This is a genomic window from Pediococcus acidilactici, from assembly GCA_024970065.1.
Taxonomy (GTDB): Bacteria; Bacillota; Bacilli; order Lactobacillales; family Lactobacillaceae; genus Pediococcus; species Pediococcus acidilactici_A.
The window spans coordinates 1943560-1955967 of record CP103908.1 but is presented as its reverse complement, the minus strand read 5'-3'; the positions used below and the strand labels follow the sequence as shown (position 1 = coordinate 1955967).

Genomic DNA, 12408 nt, shown 5'->3' with positions numbered 1-12408 from the left:
TTACAAAATAAAAAGACCGGAAATTTTTTCCGGTCTTTAGAACTAGCCTTGATGGTTAGAGAACCAATTGAATTTTTTGCTAATGTTTGAACGAACACGTGCGCCTGCCGCACAAAATTCAAATAAATTAATTTGCCAAACGCTGAACGTCTCGGACAATCATCAGTTCCTCATTGGTTGGAACGACCAATACATCTACCTTAGCTTCGTCGGGGCTGATTTTTTGTTCCTTACCCCGTACGTCATTGCGCGCGTCGTCAACTGCTAAGCCAAAGTAGCCGAGTTGGTCAGCAATTTTTTTTCGTACCTCAATGGCGTTTTCGCCGCAACCGGCGGTGAAGACGATGGCATCTAAGCCCCCTAGTTCGGCAACGTAGCTACCAATAAAACGCACAACCCGGTTAACGAACATATCCAGTGCTAACTGAGCTTGGGGATTTGTCGGCGCAGCTTCTTCAAGATCTCGCTGATCGGGTGAAAGCTGGGAAATACCCAATAAACCAGATTTCTGGTTGAGGATATCCACCACTTCTTCGACGCTAATCTCTAATTTTTTAGCTAGGAAGGCCACGAGGGAGGCGTCTAAATCGCCCGACCGCGTTGCCATCATTACGCCACCCAACGGCGTGAAGCCCATCGAGGTATCAATTACCCGTCCATGGTCAAACGCGGTGATTGACGAACCAGAACCCAAGTGACAGGTGATTAGCTTAAGCTCTTCTAACGGTCGTCCGAGTAATTCAGCCGTCCGGTGGGCAACGTACCGGTGACTAGTACCGTGTGCCCCGTATTTCCGCACACCGTATTCCGTATAGTATTCGTAAGGAATGGGGTAGAGGTAGTTAACTTTAGGCATCTCCGCGTACAATGAGGTATCGAAGACGGCTACTTGCCGTGCTTTGGGTAGTAATTGCATAAAGATCTCAATGTAGCGCGCTTCGATCGGGTTATGCAGTGGTGCATATTGGGCAAGTTCGTTAATTTGGTCCAAAACTTCGTGGTCCACCAAAACGGAATCCTTAAAGTATTCACCGCCCGCTACGACGCGGTGACCAATTCCACTAATTTCGTGAAGATGTTCCACGACACCTTGATCTTTTAGGTACGAGAGCACCATGGTGGCTGCTAAATCGTAGGTAATATTATCTTGGGTAATGCGATACTTCTCCTGCCCGGGTTGTTGAGCGGTAAATACAGAGGCGGGTAAATCGATCCGATCAACCAAGCCACTTGCTAAAATTTGCTCATCCGGCATGGAAAATAATTTCCATTTCAAAGTTGAACTACCAGCATTGATTACTAATTCTTTTAACATAGGTCATTCCTCACTAACTCCGACAATTTTAAACGAACTTATGAATCCGCTTACATTTAAATAATAAACGATTTAACGATTTTTATCCATCAATAATCGTCTTAGCGTTAACAAATTCGCGAATTCCCATGTCACTTAATTCCCGGCCGTAGCCCGAAAGTTTCACCCCACCAAATGGAAGGTTTGCGTGAGAAGTTAGCATCTGGTTAATGGCAACTTGTCCAGTTTCAATTTGGGAAGCGAGTTTTTCAGCACGATCTAAATCACCCGCAAAGACGGTCCCACCTAGGCCGTGTTGTGACGCATTGGCAAGGGCGATGGCTTCTTCGTCGTCGGCAACTTTGTAAACTTGTGCAACTGGACCAAAGAGCTCTTGATCATACATCGGATTGTCTGGTTGCATTCCGCTTAGGATTAACGGATGGAAACTAGCACCAGGACCTTCAAACGGCGTATTGTCGCCCCAGAGTAACTTAGCACCGCCCGCAATTGCCATATCAACCTGCTTTTGTAGTTTTTCTTGGGCAGATTTGGAAGAAAGTGGTGCTAAAGTTGTCTTAGGATCTTGTGGGTCACCAATTTTTCGTTTGGCAAATTCTGCAATAAGCCCGTCTAAGAATTGGTCATAAACTTTTGCGTTAATGATAAAACGTTTTGCGGAAGTGCAAACTTGTCCAGCATTAGTTAACCGGGCTTTTGCACCTACCTTAATTGCCTGGTCAAGATCGGCATCGTCGGTAACGATAAACACGTCGGTGCCACCTAATTCCATCGTAGATTTCTTTAAATTAGCGCCTGCTTCAGCCGCAATCTTTTTACCAGCACCTTCCGAACCAGTTAGAGCGACGCCTTGAACTCGTGGATCAGCAATGATGGTGTTGACTTGGTCATAGTTAATCAACAGGTTTTTAAAAGCTCCGGTAGGGATGCCGGCTTTTTGGGTAACCGTGGCAAACGCGTCGGAGCAGTCGGGAATCATGCTTGGATCCTTCAATAAAACGGGATTGCCGACCATGAAGTTAGGGGCAAAAACCCGCATAATTTGGGTATATGGGAAATTCCAAGGTTCCACTAATAGAATCGTTCCAATGGACTGGTATTTAACATGAGCACGGACGCCGGGAACCTCGTTGTAAGGTTTATCTTCCAACAGTTTAGCGGCGTTTTGGGCGTAATATTCCGCAAACTCAATGGTTTTTTGTACTTCCGCTTGGGCTTCGGTGAAAAGCATGCCCATGTTAGTAGTGATTAGGCGGGCATAATCATCAAGATTCTCCCGGAAAGTGTCCGCAATCAGTTGTAATTTTTCAGCTCGCTTTTCGATAGGTTGGGTTTTGGCAAATTGGTAAAATTCATCGGCATTTTTTAGAGCAACTTCGACTTCTTGGTCGGTAGTGCTAGGATATGTCTGGATTAATTTTCCAGTGTATGGATTTACAGATTGGTATGCCATAAAAAAATCAGCTCCTTTTTCGTTATGGTTCTATTGTGCAAAAGAATGCGCTTACATTCAAGTGATATCGCTTATTTGTTAAAAAATAAATTTTGGGATTTTAGTGGAGGAAGGAAAATGTAATTTTTGGTATAGCCCAAAAACCCGGTTGGGGTTCGCCGTTTTTGCGGAGGATTTAGACACCTTTTAATTAGTTAGTTGAACTTAAATTTAAGTTCAAGATTGCCGGCTTAATGGCATTTAAAAACGAGACCCCATTATTTCTAAGGTCTCGTTATGAAGGTGAATTAAGTTAATCGGGGGTTATTGATGATTGTTCTCCGATTGGTTGCGAAGTTTGTCGACGAGCTCTGGATTCTGAACCAACGCGTCGCGAATTTCTTTCAAATAAAGTTCACTATTGTCGGTTTCATCAGTCTGGTCTTCTTCGTCAGCTTTTTTGGGCACAAATTTATTAACGGTTTTAACGATAATAAAGACCACGAAGGCAATGATCAAAAAGTTGATGACGGCGTTGACGAAACTTCCAAATTTAAACGTGGCGCCGGCAACTTTAAGGGACCAGTCTGAAAAATCAATTCCCCCGACGAAGAGCCCAATCAGCGGGTTAATTAAATAATTAACCAAGGCCTTTACGATGGAAGTAAAAGCGCCCCCAATGATAACCCCGACGGCCAGGTCGAGGACGTTTCCACGTGAAACAAATTCTTTAAATTCTTTAAGCATCCGTAGTTACACTCCCTATTTATGAAGTCCCCTTGCTATTTGCTAAGGAGCCAACAATAATTTAATCTTCGATAATAGCCTAGCTAATTACCATTTCCAGTTTAACATGGTTAGTTGCAATTTAAGTCGATGACGACTAGTAATTAAACCAATAAAAAAGGCTGGAAAATTAATTTTCCAGCCTAGCGATAGTTCTAATTTTCGCCGTAGTAACTGAGGATGACCACGCCTACAATGATGAAAAGGATTCCCAAGATGTTACCCAAATTAATTGGTTCCTTCCAAAAGAGAAACGCAATCACGGCAGTTAGCAAAATTCCAATGCCAGCCCACACTGCGTACGCAATGTTTAAGTTAATCGTTTTTAATGAAAGCGAGAAGAAATAAAAGCAGATTCCATACGAAAGCAACGCCGAAACGCCGTAAACCGGTCGGGTAAAACCAGCCGATGCTTTTAATAAATTATCTCCAATTAATTCACCAACGATGGCGAATGATAAATACATATACCCCATATCCTTAACCTCTAATTCTGATTTAACCCCTTCATCATAACAGAATTGGTAAATAAAGTGTTAGTAATGAAAAATTTAGCGGGTGAAAGTTCAAGCTGGTTGGTGGTTAGATGGTCAAGAATAAGAAACTACATAATTTAGTTTTTATTTTCAGTATTTGTATCTGTGAATGTGACTATGACAGTGTAGTTTAAAAAACGAGGCCCGAGAAATATTCCCGGAGCCTCGTTTTAATGTGGAATAATGAAGTTCAATTAAGCGTGTTGGCCGTGATGACCATCCCAACGGTTAGGCTTGGATGGCAAAATCATCAAGATGAAGAACCAGATCGTTCCAATTAGCGGAATGAGGTCAATTAAGACCCACCAACCCGAACGGTCGGTATCATGCAAACGGCGGAACTTAAGTGATAAAGTACCTACCCAAACGATTAGAGTAACAATTTGCACTACCAAATTAGTGCTTAGGTCTTGCCAATTGTAAATATCATCGATAGGGTGACCCATTAAATTAGTAATAATACCAACTGCTAGACCGCCAATAATGTAGTTAATGATTACTGGCCACCAGTATTCGGGGCGATTTGCAGTGCCGGAAAAGTCAAATAAATTATTCCAAAACTTCTTATATGCAGCTACCATAAAAACTCTCCTCCCTTATAGCAAAATTGATTTATAAATTGGGTTACCGTAAAACAATTAGCTAGTAACCCTTCTAAAATCGTGACCGGGCTTTTTACGTCTTCAGGTCATTGGACGGGTTGGCTTAATTAAAAACCGTTAAAAACAATCGGGTTAGTCCCTGATAGATTAAGGCCGTACAGAAATAAAATGAGTCCATTAATAACTAAGGACATAATGATAATTCCGTAACGAATCGTTAGATAACTAAATCCTGCCGGCCGCCAAGCAGTAAAGCGTGGTCCCCGGTAGCCAATTGCAATTAATAGTAAGCCTGCCGTGATAATTAATTGGATAACGGCGCCCACTACGTAAATGGCGTTACTAGGGTGATTTAATTGAATAAAATAGGTTCCAAGTGCTAAAAAATCTAGAAAACATGCAAATAATGGCATAAGCTTCTCCTTAATTTAACTTAATGATTAAGTACAATTGAAGTTCATAAAAGTTTATCATTTCTATTATTGCATTAGTGAGTTTAACTTTAAAGAAATATGATATCCATGGGATTTTATCAATTATAAAGGGTATTAACTTAAATAGCTATCTTTATGCTTGAAATTATTAATTGAGAAGTAAAATTTCGTAAAGTTAATTTTGGGAAGGAGAACTTTAGGGTGGAATTTTTAAGCGTAAGCAGAGCTTTTAAAAGGCGCGTTGACGAATTAATTTGAAAAATACTAGCTGTGTACTTGTCTTTATAGCAAAGAAAAAAATCATTTATTTTTTATGATTCGTTAGTTGATTTTCCTAGGCTGATAACTTCTTTTTCGGGCAGTTTGTGTTAAATTGTTCTTGAAGAATAGCAGTTAAAGGTGGGAAATTCGCTTGGAAATTGAAGATGAAATTTTAGGAAATCTAAAGCCCGTCAAAAGCCGGCTGTTGAAGTTCGGTTTTCAAGAAAAAGGGCTCCAGCTAGTTTTTACCAAAAAAATTATTGGCGGAGATTTTTCGGTGGAAATTACGGTGGCGCCTGATGGCCAAGTTACGGGTCGGGTGTTTGATTTGGCATTTGGGGATGAATACACCAATTTTCGAGCAAAATACGTAGCTGGAAAATTTGCGGGGAAGGTTCGCAATGCTTATGTAACGCTGTTAAAGTCAATTGCCGACCAGTGTTTTACGTTTGATGATCACGCTCACGTGGGGCAAAAGTGGATTGTTCCTGCCAATCCCAAGTATTTCGACGTGGATCAAGCCTTTCGTGAAAATACCACGATCATCTGGAAGCAAACCAGCAACATTAAGGTCAACGACCTGGTATACCTTTACGTTACATCGCCAATCTCGGCAATTAGGTACAAGTGTTTGGCTGTGGAAGTAAACATTCCGCAAAATTACCGGGATGCCAATATTAAAATGAACAAGGCAATGCGGATTCATTTGATAAAAAAGTATGACAAAACCCAATTCGCACTCCCTGTTTTAAAACAATACGGGGTTACCACGGTGCGGGGACCACGGCACATGCCCGAGCAGTTGGCGCATTACATGCAAGTACAGGAGGGCGATGGCGATGAGTGATTCGCTATCCGATTTATCGTTAGAAGAATTGTGGCAGCTTTTTCCCATTCAGCTGGTTGCTCCTCAACCAGGATGGCAATCTTGGTATGCAGATGAAGAGCGGCGCTTAAAGCGGTTGCTGCCCATCAACGTAGCGATTAACCATATTGGAAGTACGGCAATTGATAATATTTGGGCCAAGCCCATTGTCGATATTTTAGTAGAAGCTCCTCACGCCAGTCATGCAGCGATTAAAGAAATTTTGGAACAAAACGACTACATTTGTATGGCTCAGCAAACAAATCGAATTGATTTTAATAAGGGGTACTTGCCCCAAGGATTTGCTGAGCGAGTTTTTCACCTTCATTTGCGGGTGCCTGGAGATAATGATGAAATATATTTTCGGGATTATCTAAATAATCATCCCGAAATTGCCCACCAGTATGAAGAATTAAAACTGACGCTTTGGAAGCCTTATGAGCACGATCGTGACGGCTATACGGCCGCCAAGACTGAATTCGTAAAGAAGTATACGCAGCTAGCTAGAAGGGGCAAAGTTTAAGAAGTTATTTAGCTTTAGGTTAAAAATAGGAGGTCTATCAATGGAAGCAAGTCAGCTAGTCCAATCCAAGTTAACCGAACTCAACATTCCGTTTGAAATTGTCAATCATCCGCCGGCAACGACCACCGCAGAAGCGGATAGTTATATTAAGGGAATTTCGGGAGTTCGCACGAAATCGATGTTTTTAACTAATCGACGAAAAACCGCGTACTATTTACTAATTATGGATGATCAAAAGTACTTAGACATGCATAAGTTTGCGGAAATTGTGGATGAAAAACGTCTGCACCTTGCTTCGTCCGCTAGTTTAATGAAAAAAATGAAGCTGGCTCCCGGGATAGTTTCTCCGTTTGGCTTATTAAATAACGTTGAAAGGGATGTACGGGTTTACTTTGATAAGGACATTATCGATGAGCAACGGATGAGTTTTCATCCCAATACCAACGAACAGACCATTTTTTTATCCACTACCGACTTGTTTAAGTTTATTGAAGCGGTTGGGTTTGAGTACCGGGTGGTGGAATTGTAATAACGGCAAGAATAGTGGGACAAAAATTAAGCAGTTTTTGAGAATTAACAAAAATTGACCATTATGCCTGGATTTGACACAATGGTCGATTTGGGGTTAAGCAGACAGAGCTGAATTTTAGCTCCATTAAACTCAACACACTAAAATGAATTTTCAAAAAATTTCCGTTTTTAAAACGGATTTTTTAGTTTCCACTTTATTTACCCGTTTATAAAGTAGCGGAGTTTTTCAGCGCAGCAATCAGTTTCTTGGCTACCGCTCGGACAGAAAACGGATTTTGTCCGGTAATTAAGCGACCATCTTGGATCGCGTACTTTCGGTAAGCTAACTTTTGGCGAAAATGGGCGCCGTGATCTTCGGCCGCCTTTTTATTAAGGAAGGGGACTACGGATTTTTTTCCAGCAAGGATTTCTTCGCTGGTTGTAAAGCCGGTAATGTTTTTCCCGCTAATCAAGTATTGACCATCTTCCTTAAGGTTGAGTAACCCTGCAATTCCGTGACAAACGGAGCTGATGTAGCCATGGTGATGGTAAATTGCCATGGCTATTTTCTGAAGTTCAGAATTATTTGGGAAGTCCCACATCACGCCATGACCGCCGGTGTAATAAATTGCAGAATAATCAGCAGGGTTAACGTCTTGAGGGGCTAGGGATGCCGACAACGCCCGTTTTTTAAAATCTGCCGATTCGTAGATTTTTAGAATTGCAGAGTCGGCATACTTCATGCTTCGCGGATCAAGCGGAACAAATCCACCTTGCGGACTGACGTAATCCACCTCAATGCCTGCCTGCGTCATTTCATCAACAAATTCTGCAGCTTCTCCTAGCCAAAGTCCCGTAAGGTCAGTGGTTCCCTGGTAATGATCAACGTTGGTAAGTACTACTAAAACTTTCTGCATAATTAATCTCCTTCATTAATACAATCGTTGATGTGGGTCAGTAAATTTTGTAACTGCTCAATTTCCTTAATTTCGTGTGATAAATAATAATAATTCTTCGTGCCTACCCGCTGGTACTTAATTAAATGGGCTTCCCGGAGGATTTTAAGGTGGTGCGAAACTGCGGGGCGGGAGAGCTTTGTCACCGAGGTTAATTCACTTGCGCGTAACCCCTGGCAGGCATTTTCGGCAAGTAAAGCCATAATAATGGCCTGCCGTTTTTCGTCGCCGATCGCAATTAAGAAGTCACTTAAATCAGAAAACTCCATTTTAATTTGGGTTAAATTATTCATTTTATGTAAAGCCTCGCTAATGGTTTATATTTTTAAACCATTTAACCATTCATAGTACATGAAGTCAAATGATCAGCAAATGAGCGAGGCTTGACGACTAGGAAAAAGCAGAGTAAGATACTGCAAAAAGTAATGGTTTAAAAATTTAAACCAAAACGGGAGAGTTAAAATTATGAAAAAACAAAACTTAGTAGCAGAAATTAACCAATACGGGCAATCCGAAGTAAATCTTGTTGAACGCGCAATTCCTGAAGTTCAGAATAACGACGTATTGGTCGAGGTAGCTGCCGCCAGCGTCAACCCAGTCGATTTAAAGATAATTGAAGGTAAATTGAAGTTAATTCTGAAGTACAAAATGCCGTTGAAAGTTGGTAGTGATTTTTCCGGGGAAGTGGTTAAAGTGGGTTCAAATGTTAAAAACTACCAAGTGGGGGATTACGTTTACGGTAGGGTGCAAAAGGACCGGTTGGGGACTTTTACGAACTACCTGGTGGTCAATGAAGATGACCTTGCCTTAAAACCGCAGAATTTAACTTTTGAAGAGGCGGCTAGCCTGCCTTTAGTGGCGTTGACTAGCTACCAAGTGCTGCATGAAGCAATGCAAATTAAGCCTGGCGACCGGATTTTAATTCAAGCTGGTTCTGGCGGAATTGGCACGGTAGCAATTCAGTTAGCCAAACTAGCTGGTGCGGAAGTTGCAACTACTACCAGTACCAAAAACGTCACGTTTGTTAAGGGGCTCGGCGCAGATCACGTGATTGATTATCGTAAGGAAAACTTTGCAGAGAAGTTAAGGGATTATGATTACGTTTTTGATACGTTGGGTGGGCAGAATTTGGAGAATGCTTTTAAGGTGGTTAAACCAGGCGGTAAAGTGGTCACAATTTCGGGAATTCCAGATGCTAAATTTGCCCGTAGTTACGGATTACCGCGTTGGAAGCAGGCGTTGTTTGCGATTGCTTCTCACAAAATAACTAAACTAGCGCGCCAGGCGAAGGCGGATTACAGCTTTTGGTTTATGCGCCCGGATGGCAAAATGTTAGCCCAAATCACCCAGTTAGTGGAAGAAAACAAATTGAAACCCATTATTGACTCAACTTTTACCTTTAAACAGACTCAAGCAGCTTTGGATTATTCTAGAAAAGGACATGCACGGGGAAAAATTGTTATTGATATTAATCAGGATTTAAGCAAGAAAAAATAATAATTAGGGCTAGAAGCGGCAGATGTAACACGATAATCGCGTTACATTTGGCGCTTTCTTTATTAATCTGGAAATAAAGGAGGTTGCGATGGAATTTTCGAAGGTATTGAAAAAACGTAGAAAGGAACTTCAAATTACTCAACAGACTTTAGCGGACCGATTGTTTGTTACACGACAGACGGTTTCGAGGTGGGAGAATGGATTAAGTTATCCCAACTTGGATGTTCTAGTAAAAGTTAGCGAATGCCTGGAAATAACGCTAGACGAACTTTTGAAGGGAGAAGGGATGACGGTGGTCAATAAAATTAGTGAGGACGTAAGATTAAAGGAAAAATATCGCCGGGCTTTGATAATGGTTTCGTTAATTATAGGTGTTTCGGTAACGCTATTAGTAGTACTGGGTTACGGGCGAGTGACCCAAAATACTACGATTGATCGATTAAATCCTTTTTTGACCACGAAAATAGGCTATGGGGTGTTGCCACAAGGAAAGAAAATGTCCGTGGATACATTTATTTCGGACGACCCGTTTGGCAATGGAGAGTGGCTTAAGTTTAAAGCGGGACAACATACCACTAAGGATAAATGGGTGATGGTTTCGCATCGGGGCTCTTACGTGTCTAATGTACGATTAATTACTTACGAGGAAGTTCCTACGACGTTTAGGACACAAGTTGGAACCGACTATTTTAAGTATAGGCAAAAAACTATGGGCCCTCGAGTTTCCAAGAAGTGGGGCTGGTTGCCGTTTGGGGGATGAAAAAAGGGCTTTATCTTCGTACTTTATGTGGAAGATATAGCCCTTTTTTATAAAGTTAAGTGACTAGAAAATAGTTGGCAATTATTTTTGTCTTAATAAACGGCCAGACAAGGCGCAGTTTACAATTGATTGTTGAATTCATTGTACCATAAACGGTACAATGTAAAAGAAAGCTAATCAACTATAGCGATTATTTAAAGCTAACGATTGGGGTGAAATAAAAAATAAGGTCTTGTATTTTAACTAAAATGCTAGTTAGGGACTAAAAATACCGTACTAACCAGTGATTTGAGTTTTTAAAAAATTAAATGGGGGGCGAAATTTTACCAATTTAAATTAAATTTTTAGATGATATGTTAACGGTTATTCACTTAGAAACTTATTATTGGAACTGTGAATGATTAAGAATTATTAAATGTAAGAAGATAGAAAAATAAGAAATGAGAGTTTTAAAATGGACATGCTAAATTTAGATAATAATGATAGTAAATTGAAAGTTGGTCAATTCAGCATAGATAAAAATATATTGCAGGTTGCAGATTTTAATCTACATATTCAAAATATTGCATATTTTTATACTGGAAAAATATTAGTTACGTATCCAATCGGATTATATATTTTAATGGGAATTATAGGACTTGCATTGTTGACATTAATGCCTTTATTAGGGATTGTAGTCTTAATTGCTCTCGGCGTAATGATTTATATGAAATACCGTGAGAAGTTAAATAGTAGTTCTTATATATCTATAGTGATGAATAATAACTATACATATAGAATTTTAGTGCAAGATAGGGACTTTATGAAAAAAGTAGTAGAAACTATACAAAAAAGTATCAACGGAAAGTCAGAGAAATATATTGTGAATATTGAAAATCAACAAATTAACAATGGTAACATGGGCGGTGGAATGTCGATTAATGATAATTCAAACCATATAAACATTGACTTCAAACAATTAAACGAAGAAATAAAGCAAGCAAAGACTGAATACACAGAAAATAGTATTGAATTTAAAATGCTTTCTCAAATGGAAGAAGCTGCCAATACTGAGAATACAAGTAAATTAAGGAAGATTCTAAAATCCATTAAAGAATTAGCACCAGGTTTTATCAAAGACACCTTTTCACAAGTGGTAGCAGGCATGCTAATTAACTTGATGTAGTTATACTATGTATTTTCGTGTTAACCGGACAAATTAATAATTTAAAAACCACTATTAAGCACAGGAATGAGTGTTTCTGTTTAATAGTGGTTTTTATTTATAGTCCTATTATATTGTTAAAAAACAATTCGTCGTCAAACGAAATGTTTTCCTTGATAACCCTCATGCATAAATGCTAAATAGAAGGTTTTAAAAGTTTATTTTTTAATACTTCTTATCTAAGTTAATCTCCTGAACGCTCTTAATTGCGGACATGTCAAAGCCTGCCATATCCTCGACGAAGACCTTGCTGTCCATATATTCTTTATTCTGTGCGCTGAGATCCCCCAGCAGAAGAAACCAAGGCGAAAATTCGGCATTCCCCATTGGCGCTGGCTTCTTTGTGCACATTGCGAACGGTGATGCCGTATTTAGGAAGGCTCACTAGGTGTCTCTTCCAATGCTTATTTAAATAAATAACTGCGTTTTCGTTGTTGTTAATTGTGTAAATTCTAAGCTGAAACATCGTACACCCTCTCCTTCATGAAGTGGAGTTATTATACGCTTTAAAAATTTTTATTTCAAAGGGAAATACCAAAATTTAGCTAACTATTTTTATAAAGTATTTGATCGTTTTTGATATCTACATAGCAATTAATAAAAATACCCTTAAGGAGGTTCGTCTTCATTATCCTATTAGAACATGCCCATTATTATGGGAAATTAAGCGCACTAAATGTTTAGGATATAATGGTAAATGCTAACAAAAGACGAAAGGACAATCTTA

General features: G+C 39.9%; 15 protein-coding genes. 6 read left to right on the top strand and 9 right to left on the bottom strand.

The window, feature by feature from the left end; all coding sequences use genetic code 11:
• Positions 1 to 127: 127 nt before the first annotated feature.
• The 6 genes from NYR25_09475 to NYR25_09450 all read right to left on the bottom strand — a co-directional run bounded on the left by NYR25_09475 (position 128) and on the right by NYR25_09450 (position 5084).
• Positions 128 to 1315: an acetate kinase gene (locus NYR25_09475; GenBank protein ID UWF33795.1), complete on the bottom strand. Its 1188-nt coding sequence runs from the start codon at positions 1313 to 1315 to the stop codon at positions 128 to 130.
• An 82-nt stretch (positions 1316 to 1397) separates the two neighbouring features.
• Positions 1398 to 2768: an NAD-dependent succinate-semialdehyde dehydrogenase gene (locus NYR25_09470; protein ID UWF33794.1), complete on the bottom strand. Its 1371-nt coding sequence runs from the start codon at positions 2766 to 2768 to the stop codon at positions 1398 to 1400.
• 303 nt (positions 2769 to 3071) lie between these two features.
• Positions 3072 to 3494 (bottom strand): large-conductance mechanosensitive channel protein MscL, encoded by a 423-nt coding sequence (mscL, locus tag NYR25_09465; protein UWF33793.1) that lies wholly within the window; start codon positions 3492 to 3494, stop codon positions 3072 to 3074.
• A gap of 194 nt (positions 3495 to 3688) precedes the next feature.
• Positions 3689 to 4009: a multidrug efflux SMR transporter gene (locus tag NYR25_09460; protein ID UWF33792.1), complete on the bottom strand. Its 321-nt coding sequence runs from the start codon at positions 4007 to 4009 to the stop codon at positions 3689 to 3691.
• 254 nt (positions 4010 to 4263) lie between these two features.
• Positions 4264 to 4650 (bottom strand): DUF805 domain-containing protein, encoded by a 387-nt coding sequence (locus NYR25_09455; protein ID UWF33791.1) that lies wholly within the window; start codon positions 4648 to 4650, stop codon positions 4264 to 4266.
• Between the two features lie 128 nt (positions 4651 to 4778).
• Entirely contained in the window at positions 4779 to 5084 is a 306-nt protein-coding gene (locus NYR25_09450) for a hypothetical protein (protein ID UWF33790.1), read from the bottom strand.
• Between the two features lie 433 nt (positions 5085 to 5517).
• Here NYR25_09450 and NYR25_09445 point away from each other — a divergent pair, with 433 nt between their 5' ends.
• The 3 genes from NYR25_09445 to NYR25_09435 are packed head-to-tail and all read left to right on the top strand — an operon-like array spanning position 5518 to position 7283.
• Positions 5518 to 6213 (top strand): EVE domain-containing protein, encoded by a 696-nt coding sequence (locus NYR25_09445; GenBank protein ID UWF33789.1) that lies wholly within the window; start codon positions 5518 to 5520, stop codon positions 6211 to 6213.
• Positions 6206 to 6754 (top strand): GrpB family protein, encoded by a 549-nt coding sequence (locus NYR25_09440; GenBank protein UWF33788.1) that lies wholly within the window; start codon positions 6206 to 6208, stop codon positions 6752 to 6754. The genes NYR25_09445 and NYR25_09440 overlap by 8 nt, the downstream gene beginning before the upstream one ends.
• 40 nt (positions 6755 to 6794) lie before the next feature.
• A complete protein-coding gene (locus NYR25_09435) occupies positions 6795 to 7283 on the top strand; it encodes a prolyl-tRNA synthetase associated domain-containing protein (protein UWF33787.1) in 489 nt (162 codons plus the stop codon).
• A gap of 208 nt (positions 7284 to 7491) precedes the next feature.
• Here the strand turns inward: NYR25_09435 and NYR25_09430 are convergent, their stop codons facing one another.
• Positions 7492 to 8181, bottom strand: coding sequence for a type 1 glutamine amidotransferase domain-containing protein (locus NYR25_09430; protein ID UWF33786.1), 690 nt, complete (start codon positions 8179 to 8181; stop codon positions 7492 to 7494).
• A gap of 2 nt (positions 8182 to 8183) precedes the next feature.
• On the bottom strand, positions 8184 to 8513 hold the full coding sequence (locus tag NYR25_09425) for a metalloregulator ArsR/SmtB family transcription factor (GenBank protein UWF33785.1): 330 nt from the start codon (positions 8511 to 8513) through the stop codon (positions 8184 to 8186).
• 172 nt (positions 8514 to 8685) lie between these two features.
• Here NYR25_09425 and NYR25_09420 point away from each other — a divergent pair, with 172 nt between their 5' ends.
• From NYR25_09420 to NYR25_09410, 3 genes are all read left to right on the top strand, one after another.
• Positions 8686 to 9717 carry an NADP-dependent oxidoreductase gene (locus NYR25_09420; GenBank protein ID UWF33784.1) on the top strand — a complete coding sequence of 344 codons (1032 nt, stop codon included), beginning with the start codon at positions 8686 to 8688 and terminating at the stop codon, positions 9715 to 9717.
• 88 nt (positions 9718 to 9805) lie between these two features.
• The gene (locus tag NYR25_09415) at positions 9806 to 10477 is read left to right on the top strand and encodes a helix-turn-helix domain-containing protein (protein UWF33783.1); all 672 of its coding nucleotides are present in this window, start codon (positions 9806 to 9808) and stop codon (positions 10475 to 10477) included.
• A 454-nt stretch (positions 10478 to 10931) separates the two neighbouring features.
• Positions 10932 to 11642 carry a hypothetical protein gene (locus tag NYR25_09410; protein UWF33782.1) on the top strand — a complete coding sequence of 237 codons (711 nt, stop codon included), beginning with the start codon at positions 10932 to 10934 and terminating at the stop codon, positions 11640 to 11642.
• Positions 11643 to 11846: 204 nt separating this feature from the next.
• On the opposite strand, the gene NYR25_09405 is transcribed toward NYR25_09410, so the two are convergent.
• Complete coding sequence (locus NYR25_09405) at positions 11847 to 12008, bottom strand: hypothetical protein (protein ID UWF33781.1); 162 nt, start codon at positions 12006 to 12008, stop codon at positions 11847 to 11849.
• Positions 12009 to 12408: the final 400 nt, after the last annotated feature.

What these genes read in the sequence shown, in the direction of transcription:
- NYR25_09415 (UWF33783.1), top strand. Translation starts at nt 9,806, where the DNA reads ATGGAATTTTCGAAGGTATTGAAAAAACGTAGAAAGGAACTTCAAATT.
- NYR25_09420 (UWF33784.1), top strand. Translation starts at nt 8,686, where the DNA reads ATGAAAAAACAAAACTTAGTAGCAGAAATTAACCAATACGGGCAATCC.
- NYR25_09455 (UWF33791.1), bottom strand. Translation starts at nt 4,650, where the DNA reads ATGGTAGCTGCATATAAGAAGTTTTGGAATAATTTATTTGACTTTTCC.
- NYR25_09435 (UWF33787.1), top strand. Translation starts at nt 6,795, where the DNA reads ATGGAAGCAAGTCAGCTAGTCCAATCCAAGTTAACCGAACTCAACATT.
- NYR25_09425 (UWF33785.1), bottom strand. Translation starts at nt 8,513, where the DNA reads ATGAATAATTTAACCCAAATTAAAATGGAGTTTTCTGATTTAAGTGAC.
- NYR25_09475 (UWF33795.1), bottom strand. Translation starts at nt 1,315, where the DNA reads ATGTTAAAAGAATTAGTAATCAATGCTGGTAGTTCAACTTTGAAATGG.
- NYR25_09430 (UWF33786.1), bottom strand. Translation starts at nt 8,181, where the DNA reads ATGCAGAAAGTTTTAGTAGTACTTACCAACGTTGATCATTACCAGGGA.
- NYR25_09470 (UWF33794.1), bottom strand. Translation starts at nt 2,768, where the DNA reads ATGGCATACCAATCTGTAAATCCATACACTGGAAAATTAATCCAGACA.
- NYR25_09440 (UWF33788.1), top strand. Translation starts at nt 6,206, where the DNA reads ATGAGTGATTCGCTATCCGATTTATCGTTAGAAGAATTGTGGCAGCTT.
- NYR25_09460 (UWF33792.1), bottom strand. Translation starts at nt 4,009, where the DNA reads ATGGGGTATATGTATTTATCATTCGCCATCGTTGGTGAATTAATTGGA.
- NYR25_09450 (UWF33790.1), bottom strand. Translation starts at nt 5,084, where the DNA reads ATGCCATTATTTGCATGTTTTCTAGATTTTTTAGCACTTGGAACCTAT.
- NYR25_09405 (UWF33781.1), bottom strand. Translation starts at nt 12,008, where the DNA reads ATGGGGAATGCCGAATTTTCGCCTTGGTTTCTTCTGCTGGGGGATCTC.
- mscL (UWF33793.1), bottom strand. Translation starts at nt 3,494, where the DNA reads ATGCTTAAAGAATTTAAAGAATTTGTTTCACGTGGAAACGTCCTCGAC.
- NYR25_09410 (UWF33782.1), top strand. Translation starts at nt 10,932, where the DNA reads ATGGACATGCTAAATTTAGATAATAATGATAGTAAATTGAAAGTTGGT.